The sequence below is a fragment of the Streptomyces sp. NPDC031670 genome (assembly GCF_055580545.1).
The window spans coordinates 49,758-65,538 of the sequence record NZ_JBVILC010000028.1; the positions used below are offsets into that span (position 1 = coordinate 49,758).

The 15,781-nt window shown below is 68.7% G+C and carries 9 protein-coding genes; 6 read left to right on the forward strand and 3 right to left on the reverse strand.

Annotation, left to right across the window (positions count from 1 at the left end):
- Positions 1 to 712: 712 nt before the first annotated feature.
- Complete coding sequence (locus tag ACZ5ID_RS33200; RefSeq protein ID WP_468905482.1) at positions 713 to 7,120, reverse strand: SDR family NAD(P)-dependent oxidoreductase; 6,408 nt, start codon at positions 7,118 to 7,120, stop codon at positions 713 to 715.
- 1,159 nt (positions 7,121 to 8,279) lie between these two features.
- Here ACZ5ID_RS33200 and ACZ5ID_RS33205 point away from each other — a divergent pair.
- From ACZ5ID_RS33205 to ACZ5ID_RS33220, 4 genes are all read left to right on the forward strand, one after another.
- The gene (locus tag ACZ5ID_RS33205) at positions 8,280 to 8,522 is read left to right on the forward strand and encodes a hypothetical protein (RefSeq protein ID WP_468905484.1); all 243 of its coding nucleotides are present in this window, start codon (positions 8,280 to 8,282) and stop codon (positions 8,520 to 8,522) included.
- A gap of 42 nt (positions 8,523 to 8,564) precedes the next feature.
- The gene (locus ACZ5ID_RS33210; protein WP_468905486.1) at positions 8,565 to 10,103 is read left to right on the forward strand and encodes an ABC1 kinase family protein; all 1,539 of its coding nucleotides are present in this window, start codon (positions 8,565 to 8,567) and stop codon (positions 10,101 to 10,103) included.
- Between the two features lie 207 nt (positions 10,104 to 10,310).
- A complete protein-coding gene (locus ACZ5ID_RS33215; RefSeq protein ID WP_468905488.1) occupies positions 10,311 to 10,523 on the forward strand; it encodes a hypothetical protein in 213 nt (70 codons plus the stop codon).
- Positions 10,524 to 11,451: 928 nt separating this feature from the next.
- Positions 11,452 to 11,799 carry a DUF6193 family natural product biosynthesis protein gene (locus ACZ5ID_RS33220; protein WP_468905490.1) on the forward strand — a complete coding sequence of 116 codons (348 nt, stop codon included), beginning with the start codon at positions 11,452 to 11,454 and terminating at the stop codon, positions 11,797 to 11,799.
- An 83-nt stretch (positions 11,800 to 11,882) separates the two neighbouring features.
- Here the strand turns inward: ACZ5ID_RS33220 and ACZ5ID_RS33225 are convergent, their stop codons facing one another.
- Complete coding sequence (locus ACZ5ID_RS33225; RefSeq protein WP_468905493.1) at positions 11,883 to 12,788, reverse strand: S1 RNA-binding domain-containing protein; 906 nt, start codon at positions 12,786 to 12,788, stop codon at positions 11,883 to 11,885.
- 1,013 nt (positions 12,789 to 13,801) lie between these two features.
- Here ACZ5ID_RS33225 and ACZ5ID_RS33230 point away from each other — a divergent pair.
- A complete protein-coding gene (locus tag ACZ5ID_RS33230; RefSeq protein WP_468905495.1) occupies positions 13,802 to 13,939 on the forward strand; it encodes a hypothetical protein in 138 nt (45 codons plus the stop codon).
- An 845-nt stretch (positions 13,940 to 14,784) separates the two neighbouring features.
- Positions 14,785 to 15,396, forward strand: a complete 612-nt coding sequence (locus ACZ5ID_RS33235; protein ID WP_468905497.1) for a hypothetical protein — start codon at positions 14,785 to 14,787, stop codon at positions 15,394 to 15,396.
- A gap of 39 nt (positions 15,397 to 15,435) precedes the next feature.
- Here ACZ5ID_RS33235 and ACZ5ID_RS33240 read toward each other — a convergent pair whose 3' ends face one another.
- Positions 15,436 to 15,645 carry a DUF6207 family protein gene (locus ACZ5ID_RS33240; protein WP_468905500.1) on the reverse strand — a complete coding sequence of 70 codons (210 nt, stop codon included), beginning with the start codon at positions 15,643 to 15,645 and terminating at the stop codon, positions 15,436 to 15,438.
- Positions 15,646 to 15,781 lie beyond the last annotated feature (136 nt).

Genomic DNA, 15,781 nt, shown 5'->3' on the forward strand with positions numbered 1-15,781 from the left:
GGAGCAACCAGGGCCAGTCCGGGCCCGAGGTTGTTGCGGCGTGCGGACCCCGGCTGGGGGACGCGCACAAAGTGGTGCGGGTGCGGTGTGCCCGCGGCAGCGGGCGCGTTGGGCGGCCGTCGTGTTCGCTGGTGGCCGCCAGGTGTCCGTGGCCCTGCGGGCCCCGGGGAGGGCTGCCTTCCTGGCGGGCGGGGCGGCGTGGCGCAGCCTCTCGGCGGTGCGCGCAGATCGTGGGGGCCGCGGGCCGGGTATGCGCTGGGCAGTTGAACGCCTTTTTTGCCTCGGGCACGGCCGCCACGTGGGTGCGCCCGGCCGTGCTGGGCGGGTCGTCGCGGGCGGTGCAGGTGCGGAGCGAGGCATGCATCTGCCGGGGCACGGTGGCAGGCAGGGGGCTCGTCCGGGTCCACGGGAGGTCGCGCATGTCAGGCCTTTTTTGGGGGGGGCGGGGGCGGGGGTGTGCCGCGGCCCCCGGGAAGGCGGGGCGCGGCACACCGGCCGGTGACGGGTGTTGTGGGTTCGGGAGCTGCGTGTGCCGTCAAAGTCATGGGTGCGGGAGGTCGTTGGCGGGGGCGGCCGGGCCGGACGGTGCTGGGCGGGATGCGCAGGGCCGTGCCGGCGTAGCCGGATGTGCGGGCCGGCGTTCGTCGGGCCGGGGCCGATGGTTGGGACGCGGGGGGCTTGGGGAGGGGGCCCGTTCCGGGCCCCCTGCGGGTCATGGGGCGGGGGTAGGTGTGAGGAGGTGGTGGCCGGTGAGCTGGCCGAGGAGGTAGCGGGCCAGGGCGGCGGCGGTGGGGTTGGTCCACAGCGCGGTGTGGGGGAAGGGGCAGTGCAGGTCGCGTTGGAGCCGGTTGCGTACTTCCGTGGCGCGCAGGGAGTCCAGGCCGAGCATGGTCAGAGAGGTTTCGGCGTGGCAGCGCCCCTCTTCCAGGCCCAGGGTGGTGGTGATGTGCTGGATGATGATGCCTTCCAGGAGGGGGCGGCGCTGCTCGTCGGGGGCGGCGCGCAGGACGGCCAGTGCGTCGTCGCCACCACTGCCCGGCCCGGCACCGTGTTCGGCGGGGGCCAGGTCGGTGAAGTAGGCCAGGTCGGCGGTGTCGGGGTAGGCGGCGAGCCACTGGGCAGGGTTGAGGGGGCTGTAGCCGGTGCGGGCCCGGTCGTGGCGCAGAATCGTCTCCAGGGCGGCGATGCCTTCCTCGGGGCCGATCATGGTGTGGCCGAGCTGTTCGAGGTGCGCTCCGCGGCCGTGCTGGGCCCAGGCGCCCCAGTTGATGGCGGTGGCGGGCAGGTTCTGTGCCCGTCGCCAGCTGCAGAACTCATCCATCCAGCCGTTGGCGCTGGCGTACGCGCCTTGTCCGGGGCTGCCCAGCACGGCGGCGATGGAGGAGAAGGCGGCCCACCAGTCCAGGTCGAGGCCGGCGGTGGCGCGGTGCAGGCGCCAGGTGCCCTCAGCTTTGGGACGCCAGACGCGGGTGAGGAGTTCGGGGGTGATGTTGGGGGTGGTGGCGTCCTCGATGACGGCGGCGCAGTGCAGCACACCGCGCAGGGGGAAGCCTGCTGCCTGGGCGCATTCCACGAGGTGTTCGGCGGCGGCCGCCTCGGCGAGGTCGGCGCACTCCACATCGACGCGGGTGCCCTGGGCGCGCAGTTCCTCGATGAGGCGGGTGGCTTCGGCGCCGGGCCGGGAGCGGCCGGTCAGCACGAGGTGCGGGGCGCCGCTTTCGGCGAGCCAGCGGGCACAGAGCAATCCCAGGCCGCCCAGGCCGCCGGTGATCAGGTAACTGGCGTCGCGGCGTACCACGGTGGCGTCGTGGGGGCGGACGGGAAGGGTGGCGGTGCCGTGGTGGGGCCAGGTGAGGATGAGTTTGCCGGTGTGGCGGGCTGCGGCCATGGTGCGGAAGGCTGCCACTGCTTCCTCGACGGGGTGGCAGGTGACGGGCAGCGGTGGCAGGGTGCCGTCCGCGAACGCGGCCGCCAGCTCCGCGTACAGGCCGGCGATGAGAACGGGGTCATTGCGCAGCAGCAAGGGCATGTCGATGCTGGCGAAGGTGATGTGGCGGCGGAAGGGCAGCAGGCTCAGCCGGGTGCCGCCGTAGATGTCGCGTTTGCCGATTTCCAGGAACCGGCCGTGCCGGGCGAGGAGGTCCAGGCTCGCGCTCTGGGCCGGCCCGGTCAGACTGTTGAGGACGACGTCCACGCCCCGGCCGTGGGTGAGGTGGGGGATCTGCTCGGCGAAGTCCAGGCTGCGTGAATCCATCACGTGCTCCACGCCCAGCTCGTGCAGGTAGGCGCGCTTGGCCTCGCTGCCGGCGGTCGCCCATACCTCGGCGCCCAGGGCGCGGGCCACGTTCAGGGCTGCCAGCCCGGTGCCGCCGGAGGCGCTGTGGATCAGGACGCTCTCCCCGGGCCGCACCCGCGCCTGGTGGTGCAGGGCGTACCAGGCGGTGAGGTAGGCAGTCGGCAGGCCGGCGGCCTGCTCCAGGGACAGGGCGGGGGGGACGGGCAGTGTCCAGTCGGCGCGGACCCGCACGAACGACGCCATCGGTGTGTCGATGGCGATCGTGGCCACGCGGTCGCCGACGCGCCGGCCGGTGACCTGCTCCCCGACGGCGGTGATGACCCCCGCAGAGTCCGCCACCACGAGCACCGCCGGATCTCCCGGCATGCGCATCTGCTGGTAGAGGCCCAGGGCCATCAGGACGTTGTTGTAGTTGAGGCTGGTGGCGTGGACGTGGATTTCGACTTCGTCCGGGCCGGGCGGCGGGCGGTGGCCCGCGGTCAGCCGCAGGGAGCCGAGGTCACCCACGTGCTGCTGGTCGAGCAGGACGCGGTCGGCCGCCCAGTCGATGCGCCTGCGCTGCTGGTCGGTGTCGGTCAGCGGGCGGGTGCACAGGCGGGCGGTGTAGCGGTGCCCGCCGCGGTGGGCGATGTCGTCCTGAGCGTCGGGGCAGGCCAGCAGCTCCCGGGTGATGTCGTCGGCGCTGGTGGCGGGGTCGGTGTCCAGGACGGTGGGGCGCAGCTCGGGGTGTTCGTAGCTGAGGGCGCGCAGCAGGGCGCGCAGCCCCGACTGGCCGAGCCGGGGGATGTCGTCGGGCAGGACCTGGTGGGCGGTTGAGGTGATGGCCCACAGGCGCGGCGGGCTGTCACCGCTCTCGGCGATGAGGGGCTGGACGATGTCCAGCAGGAGCCGTTCGGCGTGATGGCGGGCGCGGCCGGGTGCCTCCTCGTCCGCGGCGTCGTCGGAGTCGAACAGGACGGCGATGCCCTCCAGCGGCGCCTGAGTAAACCGTAGGCAGTCCCGCAAGCGGGTGCGGGCCGGGCCTGTACCGGCGGTGTCCTGCTCGTGCTGGTGCGCGGTTCCGGCGGGCGTGGGCAGGGTGGCCAGGGTGGTGGTGGCGCCATGGGATTCCAGCACGCCGGCGACCTCCCGGGCGGTTTGTGTGCCGCCCGCGTCCACCACAAGCCACCTGCCACCAGCGGCCGGCGCCGGCTCGGGCAGGGGTGTTTGTTCCCAGCGGGTCTGGAGCAGGCGGTGGTCGAAATCCTCCTGCGGGGAGCGGGCCGGGAGCCGCACGAGTTCCGCGCCCTGCGCTGTGGCCAGGACGTTGCCGTCCGAGTCCAGGAGGCGGAGGGTGGCCGTGGCACCGTCGTCTGTGGCCCCGCGTTCCAGGCGGATGTGGCAGTAGCGGCCCCGGGTGATGTCCCCGAACAGGCGCACCTCACCGATGCGGGTGATCAGCACCACGCCGTCGGCGGGGGCACGGGTGGCGAGCCATGCCATCAGGACTGCCTGGAGGCAGATGTCCATGGATGATGGGTGCCAGTGCAGGTCGCGCACGGGTGGGCGGGCCGTGTCGGGCAGGACCAGTTCGGCGAGCACGCTCACCTCTTCCTCTTCCTCTTCCTGAGGGTGGTTCACCCGCAGCGACACCAGGCCGGCGAACGCCGGGCCGTAATCCAGACCGAAGTGTTCGCGTACGTGTGCGTACAGCTCGTCGGCGGACTCCTTGTGTGTGTGCTCGGCGCGCAGCCTGTCCATGTCGGCGGGCGCCGGGGTGGCGGCGCGATGGTGGGACAGGCGGGCGGTGGCGTGCACGGTCCTGCCCATGGCGTCGGCGCCGGGCACACTCAGCTCCCATAGGGCGCTGTCGGCTGAGGTGGTGGTGGCGTGCGCGGTCACCGTGACGGGTTCGGTCAGTGGCAGGACGTTGCGCAGTTCGAGGTCCTGCACGCACACGGCGGACGGCTGGGCCGCGAACAGGTCGGTGGCGGCGGCCAGGGCCATCTCACACATGGCGGCGCCGGGCAGGACGGCGGTGCCGTCCACACGGTGATCCTCCAGCCACGGCAGGTCTGTGGTGTCCAGGACGTTCTGCCAGTAATGGGTGCCGTCCTGCCCGGGGTCGGCCAGGTACGGGCCGGTCAGAGGGTGCACCCTGGGCGGGGTGAGGCGCGCGATCTCGTGGTGCTCGCGCTCCCAGGAGGTCGGCGGCACATCGGCCAGCTCCCCGTGCGGGTACCGGCGCTCCCATGCAACGGGGTGGCCGGCGCAGTGCAGTTCGGCGAGCCGGGCAGCGAAAGCGGCCGGGCCGGCGCTGTCACGACGCAGGGAGGCGATGACGGCCGTGTCGTTGGTCCCGGCATCGGTGAGGGTTTCGCGCAGGGCGTGCCCGAGCAGCGGGTGGGGGGAGATCTCCAGGAAGATCCGGTAGCCGTCTGCGGCCAGCGCCCGCACGGCTGGGGCGAACTGCACCGGTTCACGCTGGTTGGCCGTCCAGTAGGCGGCATCCAGCACAACATCGGCGCGCGGGTTTTCGCGCACGGTGGTGTAGAACGGCACCACGGGCGGCTGGGCCACCACCTCCTGCAGGGCTTCGCGCAGGTCGTCCAGGATGCTGTCCATGTGCCGGGTGTGCGAGGCGACGTCCACGTTCACCAAGCGGGCGAATACGTCGTGCTGCTGCCAGTAGGCGACCATGTCCGCCACCTGCTTCGCGTTGCCGCCCACCACCGTGGAGGCGGGGGATGCGATCACGGCGACGTCGACGCTGTCCGCGCCTTGCTCGGCGAGGTCGTGCTCGACCTGCTCGCGGGGCAGGGCGACAGAGGCCATCCGGCCTGTGTCTCCTGTGCGCAGGGCCAGGCGGGAGCGGCGGCAGATCACCCGGGCCCCGTCCGCCAGGTCCAGGGCGCCCGCCGTCACAGCCGCGGCCACCTCGCCCATGGAGTGGCCGACCACGGCGGCCGGGCTGATGCCGTGGGCCCGCCACATCGCGGCGATGCCCAACTGCATGGCGAACAAGGTGGGCTGCACCCGGTCGAAGCCGGTCACCTCCGCGGGCGAGCCCAGCGTCTCTCGCAGGGAGAACCCGGACTCGGCGGCCACCAGCGGCTCCAGGTCGTCGATCACCCGGGTGAACGCCGCATCGACGTCCAGCAGGTTCTGGCCCATGCCCGCCCACTGCGAGCCATGCCCGGAGAACATCCACACCGGTCCAGGACCGGTATCTTGGAGCGCCGTCGCCTCGACCACGCCGTCCACCGTCTCGTTCTGGGCCAGGGAGCACAGCTTGTCCGCGAGCTCCTTGGTGCTGCCGGCCACCACCGCGGCACGATGACGCAGGTGTGAACGGCGGACGGTGAGCGTGTAGGCGATGTTCTCAAGCGGGGTGTCCTGGCCGTGCTGTTCCACCCAGTGGGCCAGGCGGGCGGCGCAGGCCCGGACGGCCGCCGCCGTCCCGCCGGAGAGGGGGAATATCTGCGGCACACCGGAACTGTCCCGCTGTCCCACCGCACCGTCCGCGCTCTGAGCAACGGGTACTGGGGCCTGTTCGACGATCACGTGGGCGTTGCCGCCGTTCATCCCGAATGAGGAGACTGCGGCCAGCCGGGCCGGGCCCGGTACCGGCCAGGGCACCGGCTGCGTCGGCACGAACAGGCGGGTGGAGTCCGCGTCGATCTGCGGGTTCCACCGCGTGAAGTGCAGCGACGCCGGAATGGTGCCCGAGCGCACCGCGAGGATCGCTTTGAGCAGTCCGGCCACGCCAGCAGCGGGCTCAGCGTGACCGATGTTCGTTTTGACCGAACCGAGTGCGCACCGGGCCTGGCCCTGCCCGTAGACAGAGGCGAGTGCGGCGAACTCGATGGGGTCGCCGACCGCCGTGCCGGTCCCGTGTGCCTCGATCATGCCGATATCGCCCGGCTCTACGCCGGCGCGGCGCAATGCCTCACGGGCCAGGGCCGTCTGGGGCGGCGCGGACGGCGCGCTGAACCGGGTGCCGTGCCCGTTGTGGTTGATCGCGGAGCCCCGCAGCACGGCTAGGATCCGGTCGCCGTCGCGTAGGGCGTCCTCATGCCGCTTCAGCGCCACCACGCCGCAGCCTTCACTGCGTACATAGCCGTCAGCGTCGGCGTCGAACGCCCGGGAGCGGCCGGTGGGGGAAAATGCCGACCAGCTCGCGAGGACAGCAGCGGTCTCCGGCACCAGATTCAAGGTCACCCCGCCCGCCAGTGCCAGGTCGGCCTCCCCGGCCCGCAGACTCTGGCAGGCCAGGTGCACAGCGGTCAGGCTGGAGGCGCACAGCGCGTCCAGGGTGATGTGCGGGCCGCGTATGTCCAGCAGGTAGGCGAGGCGTCCCGGGCCCACGCTGGCTGCCCCGGTGTACAGGACGTAGGGCTCGTCTCCCAGCTCCAGGGGGCGCCGGCTGCGCACTTCGTAGTCGTGGGTGTAGATCCCGAAGAACAGGCCGGTCCGTGAGCCCTTCAGGGACAGTGGAGGGATGCCCGCGTGCTCCAGTGCCTCCCACGACACCTCCCACAGCAGCCGGTGCTGCGGGTCCACCCACGCCGCCTCCTGCTGGTTGACCCCGAAGAACTCGGGCTCGTAGGCGTAGATGTCACCATCGAGGAAGCCGCCGTAGCGCATCCGCTGGGCCACCGGTCCGGGCAGCACCGCCAGTTGCTCCTGCGTCCACCGCTCGGCGGGCACCTCGCGCACCGCTTCACGGCCCTCCTCCAGTAGCCGGCCCAGTGCCTCCAGCGAGTTGGCCCCGCCGGGGTAGCGGCATCCTGTGCCCACCACCGCGATCGGCTCATCCACCGTCTCACGCCCCTCGACTGTCATCAGCAGTCCTCTCCTTCGTCGTTCCTGAGTTGGCCCTTGGTCGATGCGCCGCCTCACGGCGCCTTGGTGCGCGGGCTGCCCCGTGGGCAGGGGAGACTGCCAGCCCTCGCTCGAATCCGGGGCACCCGCATCCGCGCCTCATTGCGGCACAAGGCAGGAGAAACGGCTGCCGTCCGCGCGGCCGGCGCGGTCATGCCGTCGCAGCCCGCGACGGACACCACGTCCGCCTTTCAACGTCTGTACAGGACCGGTGAAAAGGGGCCTCCCGTAGCCGGTCACCGCCCGCTGACAAAACTACTCCCGGATACTCCCCGGAATGAGTTGCATTCCGGCACGGAGTTTCTCCGCAGCACGCATATGCCCCCTCTGTATCCGGTGGGCAGCGGATGCCGACAAGGGGACTACCCCGGGCGAGAAACGTTACTCCAGAAATCCTCTGCCGGAACGGAGCACCGAAGAGTGCACGGGGCGTACGGGTGTCAGAAGAAACGAGCCCGCTCGCGCCGGAAACGCTGCGTGCGACCGCGTGCGCCATGCGGTGAAGTCAGAAACCATCACCCGGCGCCTCACTTCCGCATGACATGCCCCTCCTTCTCCATATTCCCCGGCCGCCTCAGAGGCGGCCGGCACTATCGCACTTTCACGGCAGCAATATTCGGCACCGCCGCACTCCGAACTTCTGGGGGAACAGAGAAACGAGTCGCCGCGCGTTCTCGCCCTCCGCCCCGCTCCGCCCTCCAACAGGCCGCATATATCCGGCCGTTCCATTCACGCACCCCGAGCGCGGGAGCGAATCCTCTTGACAGGCAGCCGGAACAGGGCGTTAACGTCAGAGGGCCGGCAGAGGATGCCGGACCCCGTTTGCAGGTGCCTGAGAAATATGCAAGCCGCAGCCCATCGAAGGTTCTTCCCAGATTTTCTGGTTGTTTTTGCGTTGCGTACTAATTCGGGCTGTTGCCGTGAAAGGGGGAGGGCGGGCGGATGTCAACAGCCCAAAACACTTTGCCGCCCTGCGCCGGACCGATCAGGAGTCATCCGTGCGCCCCATGGAGGCAATGAACGCGCCTGGGCGGAAGGTTCCCGCGCCGACTGATTCCCTCCAGGCGCCCCGCCAGCAGAACGAAATATCACCGAACCCAACGAAAAGGAGGATCTTGCTATGGCGAGGAAGAACGCCCTCACCCGGCTGGTCCGCAACAGTGAACGCATGGACAAGGACATCCGCCGGGGCATCCGCAAGGGCCTGGGCACCAAGAAGAAGAAGTCGAAGAACAAGAAGCGGGCGAAGAAGAACCAGCGTCAGATCAACGCGCTCGCCGGCCAGATCGGACAGCTCACCCAGCAGGTCTCCACCCTCACCACCGTCGTGGCCGAGGACCGCAAGGGCAAACCGGCCGCTTAGCCTGCCCGCCCTTCCGCGCAGTGCGACGGACGAGGAGCATGCATGCCCCAGGGACGTACCCGCCGCACCGTCCGCATCCTGTCCCGGTCCTTCGCCGACGAGGCCGGCCGCACCCTGAGCACCCGGCGCGGCCGGCCCGCCATCCCTGAATCTGAGGACCGCAAGCTGCACAGGGCACAGACATTCCGCCGGACACTGGAAACACTGGGCCCGCTGTATGTGAAAGTCGGACAGATCCTGGCCACCCGCCCGGACTTCGTGCCGAAATACATCCGGGACGAACTGGAGAACCTCAACGACCAGGCCAACGTCGAACCGTTCGCCCGGTTCGCAACGGTCCTGGAGGAAGACCTGGGCGCCGACTGGCGAGCACAGTTCAGGGAGATCAACACCGAACAGCCGCTGGGCGCCGCCTCTTTGGCCCAGGCATACAAGGCCATCACCACCGATGGCACCCCCTGCGTCATCAAGGTGCAGCGCCCCAACGCCTCCACGGCGGTCCTGGGCGACATGGCCGTTCTGAACAACCTTGCCCGGCTGATAGCGAAGGCGGCCCCGCACTTCAACGAAGTCGTGGACGTCAAGGCCATGCTGGAAGTCCTGTTCACCGTCATGGAAGCCGAACTGGACTTCACACGCGAGGCCCGCAACATGAAGGACGCCAGGAAAGCCGCCAAGCACTTCAAACGAGTCCGCGTGCCCAAGGTCATCACCGCCACCCCCCGCGTTCTGGTACAGACCTTCGCGGACGGTGTGCCCATCAACCGCGTGAAGGACGATGACTTCAGCAAGAAGCAGCGGAAGGAAATGTCCTACCAACTCATCCAGTTCATGTTCCGCTGCTACTTCCTGGAAAGAAAATTCCACGCCGACCCGCACCCGGGAAACATCATCATCAGCCCCGACGGCAAAGCACACCTCATCGACTGGGGCATGGTCGGACGCCTCGACCGCACCACCAGCGCCGCCATCCTGGGCACCTTCATGGCAATGGCCCACAACGACGGCGCCAGCATGGCCAGACACTGGGTCACCCTGGGCACCGCCACACCATGGAGCAACGTCTCAGCCTTCATCGGCGACCTCACCCGCATCGTCCCCCACTGGACCGACGCCACCCTCGAAGAACTCAACTTCGGCGTCGCCCTCATGACACTGCTGCGCTACTCATCCCACCGCGGCATCCAGATCACACCGCTCGTCTCCGTCATGGGAAAATCCGTCGCCAACATCGAAGGATCCGTGCGCTTCCTCTACCCCAAACTGAAACTGTCCACCGCGCTACGCAGAACACTCAAAGACATCATGCGGGACCTGCTGCTGGACACCCTCACCGAAGAACAAGCCGCCCAGAGCGCCCTGCACCTGCTGAGCACCCTCACCCAGACCCCCGCCCAACTGCAGGCATCCCTCACCGACCTCTCGACCCGCCAGCTCACCGTCCAGACCCGCACCAACCTGGGTGACCCCATCACTCCCGGCCGCCGTCAACGGATCCCGGGACGCAGCGGTGCGGTGCCGGCCGCCGCTCTAGGCGCCGCCTTCGGCCGGATCCGCGAACGAGCACGGAGGAAGTCATGACCGCCGCGACGCCACCCACCAACCCACGCCTTCGGAAAGTTCACCGCACACCCTCGGCCCCCGCCCAAGCCACAGTCACCGCCACGCCCCTGCCCTCCCCGCAACGCCCCGCAATCTGTGCCGGGAGGCGCCAGCCGCAGCCTGAACACCGCACCGCGAGCGTCGCCTGGCGGGACGACCGGCGCCGATAATCGAGGAAGAACGCTCATGCGTGAAGCGACACCTGCCGACACCCACGTGCCGCCCCGCACGGTGGGTGTCCTGGGCATGGGCGTCTACCTGCCCTCGGGGAAGCGGAGCGACGAGCCGGTGGCACGAGCCCTTGACGCCCCGGCCCAGTTGGTCGCCGACTGCACCGGGGTGCACACCCGGCATATCGCCGCGCCGCATGAGGCGGCATCCGACCTGGCGGCCGGGTGATCCATTGTCCGAGGTCTTCGCCGCCAAAGCGGCGTGTCCCAGCGAGTAGATCGCCTATGGCCCCGCCTTCGGTCAGGTAGTGGTCGATGAGGGCGAGGTGACGCTGCCACGCGGCGTTCCACGGACCCGTCGACCTGCCAGGGCACGGGACGGCCGCCGGACCGGAGCCTGCCCAGCACCTGGACACGTTCGGGCCAGCGGCGGGTGAAGGCGGGGCGGCGGCAGTCGGTCATGATCCGCCCGATGCCGCGCATCACCCCGTCGATGGTGATGGTTTCCTCGCGTCGGGGCAACAGGGGCCTGGCCTGCGGCGCTGCCCATCACGGTGACGGCGACCAAAACCTGAGCATCGAAGTTGTCCATCCGTGCCATGTAGCGTGCTCAGTCACATTTGGCTGCTGGCGGCTTGCTCGTTTGCCGCGGGGTGAGGAAGAGGGCAAAGGCTGGCTCCAGGGTGACCAGACGGCAGTCCGCGATCAGTGAGGAGCCGGTCTGCCTGCTCCCGGAATGGGCAGGCCAGGCGTACTCAAGCCCCGTGCTACCCCTCCCGATCCCGCCGTTCTGTACCCCGATGCCGCGACCTGCGGCAGCCTCGCCACCGCGCTCCGGGTCGAGGCGGAAGGCCGCCTCGCCGCCGTCCCCGTCACGTCCTCGGACACCGCTCCGCTGCTCCACGCGACCGTCGCAAGCACCCTGCCGCACCGCGAGCCGCTGCGGATCAGCGCATGGGAGCACGAACGGCAGTGGTCGATCCGGGGCGAGGAGCCGTTCCAGGGCCCTGCCCCTCGTCGACGGCGAGACGAAGGACCTGGCGGAGGTCGCCGGGGCCGCGCGGGCATGGCACGACGGGGCGGCCCTGGAGGACATCCGCCGGGCGGCCCCCTTCGTACACCTGACCGGCCGGTTCGAGGTGCCCGACAACGATCCCGTGCGTCTGACGGAATCCGAGTGGCAGGGCATGCGCCAGGGGGCGGCCGACCTGGAGTACGTCTGGCAGGGGTCGTACCAGGCCCTGATCGAGGCGGCGTACGCCGAGCCGGCGCTGCGCGCCCTCTACCCGTTCACGAGTCACTGGGCGCTGCGCTTCTCCACCACCACCCGCCCGAGCTTGACAGTGAGCGGACCCTGCCTGACCGCGGGCAGCGACGGCACGTACGGAGTGGGAAGGGGCTTCATCACTTCAGACCTCGGCCTGTGCGCCACACCGCACGAGGCCGTGGCACTGGCCGTACGGCACCTGCCGCCCGACCTCGGCCCGGTCGCACTCGGCAGATAACCCACCTGGCAAGCGGCCGGACCAGCAGCGCAGCAGCAGATCACTGAGATGCCGCTCACCGTCTACCAATGTGACTCAGCACGCTACTTGTCGAGAACCGCACTACTCGACGTGCGGTTCTCCGGGCGGGTCAGCACGACAACTGTCGGATTCAGCGAGGTATCTGTCGGTTGGTGATCGCTCGGCAAGCAAGTTGTCGCCAACTCCGAAGAAGTCGCCCCGCCAGCGGCGCCCAGCCGCACCCGGTGACGCTGGAGATCGACCTCGGCGACCTTCACCGTGATCAGCTGGCCCTCATCGACAAGCTGATCCGGAGTCTCGGCCGGCTCGTCAGTCAGCTCGGAGAGATGCAGGAACCCGACAACGTCTGGGGCAAGCTGCATGAACACACCAAAGGGAACGATCTTGGCAATCGGCCCGGTGAGGACTCGACCGGCCTGATCAGCGAACCGGATGAGTGGAACTTCTTGCAGAGCCTTCAAGGAGAGCGTGACCTGTCCGGAGCGCGTCTCGGCGATGATCACCTCAGCGGTGATCCGCTGGCCGGCTTCGACTGCCTCGGAGGGGTGGTTGATCCAGCCCCACGTCAGGTCCGTCACCCGGATGAAGCCGGTGCACAGGCCCTCGGGTTCGCCGTCGACGTGAACGAAGACCCCGAAGTTGTGAACCTCGGAGACCGTCCCGGTGACGACCCGCCCGCGTTCGAGCGCCAGGAGGAAGGACCGCAGGGCCGGGATCTCGCACGCCCTGGCGGAGAGGTGAAGCTGCCCTTCGCGCCACCGCCCGATTTCTTCGGCATCGATCTCCTGGCCGACCTCAAACAGCTCGGATGGATGCTCGATCCGACGCATCGACGCTTCGTGCAGAGGAATCCGACCGATCTCGGTCGCTTCTCCTTCGGCATCCACGAGCTGCACCAGGACGTCCGCTCCGTCGAATCCGATGACCTTCACAGTTCTCACAACCCCCGGCCGGAGCTGGTTGATCAAGGACTGCAGGCGAGGGTCAGGGGTTGGCGCGGACATGGAGGTGAGCCTAGTCGGGGCCGACCGCAGACGACAGATTCCGTGCTGACACGACAGTTAGCCTGCTGAGTCACAACCAAGCGCGCGTACGGGCGAAGTCCTGAGCGGGGTAGTTGGCGGATCCCGCCAACTACCCCGCTCGGTCACAGCTGTGACCGGTCGAGATACCTGTCACCTGGGCGGGGAGACTGACACCAGCGGCGCGCGCTCGCTGCGACGCTGTGACTGAGCGCCCGAGTTGGCGGATGCGTGCTTCAACTGGCGGCAGTCGCCATCTCGCGGAGCCAAACGAACAGACCCAGCTCAGGGTGCTAGGGCAGTCACGAACGACGGAGGCCCGACGATCCAGATTGCGTCGTAGCCGAGCCCTGCAGCCCACGCTCCGTGTCGACTTCTGAACTCCTCCGCGACCCGGGGCAGGGCTGTTGCGATGGCATCCGTGGCGTCCAGGGCGAGGACGATGCCGTGCTTCGGACGGTCCTGCTTGTGCAAGATTGGATGTGGCGGATGCCTTGGGCCCCGCCAGGACCAGCCTTGCCAACGGTGACCTCTTCGGAACCAACCGCGTGGTCACTGTCGCTGACGTAGTGAACCGGCGGCTGATCATCTGGGGCGATTGCACTCGGATCCATCAATCCAGTCTCATCCCAACATCGGAAGATGCCCGGCTTGGAGCCCGCCAACCATAAAGCTCAGTTCCGCCAAGTGGCGCTCAGTCACAGACGTACTGCCGACGGCCCTCCCACCAGCGGAATCGGCGTACAGCCGGTGACTGCTAGCCTGCAAAATCGGAGCAGGTGACAACAACATCGACCATCTGGTGAGAGGTAGCTCGACCAATGCGGCGCCGAAGCCCAGGTCAGCCACGAATCCGGTGACACCTATCTCGCCCAGTCACACTTGCCCTTGATCCTTGTGACGGTCTTGGCCCAGGCACTGGTCTCGGCGGCTTCGAACCGGTGCCCGAGGTGCAGGGGGTGACCGACACCTGGTGGCGGGGCGAGGACTCGCTCATCGCCGTGTACCGGGGCGAGGCCGTCGGCCTTAACGCCCCGCAGTACCTCGAAGCACACGTCTACGGCGGGCTCGACGCGTTGGGTCTCCACGGCGGCTGACTCGGAGTGCCGAATCCGGTCCGCCTCCAGGTGCCTGTAGATTTGCACCGTTTTAGGCTGGTTGTCTACTCGAGGGGGCAGCCTGGGAGGTGTGGATGCCTCGGCCTGTCTCGTACGGCGCGATCTCGTTTGGGCTGGTCACTTCTCTGAACTAGGGGCTGTCCGGGCCTGGCTGTCGACGCTGGTGCACCCGGCAGGTTCCGACAAGGTGCCGTTCTGGCGGCGGGGCGACTACTCGGCGTCGATCCCCAAGTCTCTACGCATGGCGTCCCGTAGAACTTGATGTGCCGTGTCGTAACGCAGACGGGCCGTGACATATTCATCGCTACCAAAGCCGTGCCCGTCTGTGACTACCTCGCAAATATCTCGGAGGAGTTCGAAGCTGTCATCGGACGGACGCACGACGAACTTCGGGGCAGTGATCGATACCTCGTAGCGCAGCCCCGTGCACACCTCGAGTGCTTCCCAGAGGACAGGACGATGCACGGACAACTCGACACTGGGATCACGGACTGCAACGCGACAGGCGTTCCGTGCCGCGGCGAGTGCTGTCAGGTACGTCACGTACAGGCTCTTGCGGCTCCGTACACGCTGGTCGCCGCTCTCTCGCCTCCATCTGCGATGGTCTAGGAAGCCAGCAGACGCGGTTGCGATGCCTCCGCCGACCAAGGTGCTGAGTAGCGTCCCCCACTCCATCGAACCAGCGTGCGCCCTATCATGCCTACCGTCGAGATGCCCGGGCTTCGCCCCCTACGTTAATGACCTTACGATCGTCGACTGAGATCGGCAGTAGATGCGCGTCCGGCCAGGTTGTAGAACGTCGGCATGCCGAGGTCGACGATGCGTTGACGAGTTTCCTCCGCGTCGAGCTGGGCCAGCGGGGCTCAGCGGCCCCCGTCCGAAGACGGCCTCACCCCACCCTGCTGCCCTGCCCGGCCAGTAGAAATGATGCCTCCGCGGCGACAAACCTTGAACTCTCCGCGGACTGCTTCCAGATCCACATCCTGGACGAGGACTCCGACGCCGACTTCAGCGATGTGTGGACTGAGCAGACAATGCTGGACGGGCTCGGAGTCGCTGAAGGAGGTCTGGCGATCGGCACGGACGTCAACTTCACCGTGGCAGTTGCCGTCCATCTCCTCACAGCCCAGCCCGACGATGACAGCGACGACTTCGACCACGTCGTCGAGGCAAGCCTCAACCTGGCCTCGGGACGACTTGTGGTGCTCGGCTGCACTGACGACGTCGACGCCGCAGCTCGCTTCGACATGCCCTCCGGGTGGACCCGCATCCGGGCTTCCAGGCGCGGTCTTGCCGCTGCGGCCTTCCCCGACCCCGACTGCGAGGACGAGCCCGAAGACACCGAGGAGATCCGGCTACAAGCGTGGACAGCCCCGTACTCCGAGCCGCACATCACCAAACGATGGGCAGGTCCCGACGCGGAACCGCTCTCGTGAACCAGCTCTTCGTGCGCCCAGCCTTGGGGCCCGGACTGCCTAGTCCGCGCCGGGGCGGCGTCGTACGTCGGCATAGACACGGGCGCGGACACCGGACTCGCCAGGGACGCGCCACGTCGGAGTGACCCCGGAGGTCGCCCACTGCAGCTGGAGCTGTTCCATCACTGCCCGGACGGTTTCTTCGTCGGTGGCAGCAATATCGAGGACGGCCAGGCCCGGTTCCGAGATGTGCGCCTCGTCGATGTGCATGGTCCCAAGGACGACTCTGCCCGGGCACGGGGTTGCCTGGCGGAGGCAGAAGCATCCGTACGAGGGAACGCAGCGCACAGATCCGGCTCGGTCGGCGGGACGTTACGGCTCCGCACGCACCGCTGCCGACGCGATC

What these genes read in the sequence shown, in the direction of transcription:
- ACZ5ID_RS33210 (WP_468905486.1), top strand. Translation starts at nt 8,565, where the DNA reads ATGCCCCAGGGACGTACCCGCCGCACCGTCCGCATCCTGTCCCGGTCC.
- ACZ5ID_RS33205 (WP_468905484.1), top strand. Translation starts at nt 8,280, where the DNA reads ATGGCGAGGAAGAACGCCCTCACCCGGCTGGTCCGCAACAGTGAACGC.
- ACZ5ID_RS33240 (WP_468905500.1), bottom strand. Translation starts at nt 15,645, where the DNA reads ATGCACATCGACGAGGCGCACATCTCGGAACCGGGCCTGGCCGTCCTC.
- ACZ5ID_RS33200 (WP_468905482.1), bottom strand. Translation starts at nt 7,120, where the DNA reads ATGACAGTCGAGGGGCGTGAGACGGTGGATGAGCCGATCGCGGTGGTG.
- ACZ5ID_RS33215 (WP_468905488.1), top strand. Translation starts at nt 10,311, where the DNA reads ATGCGTGAAGCGACACCTGCCGACACCCACGTGCCGCCCCGCACGGTG.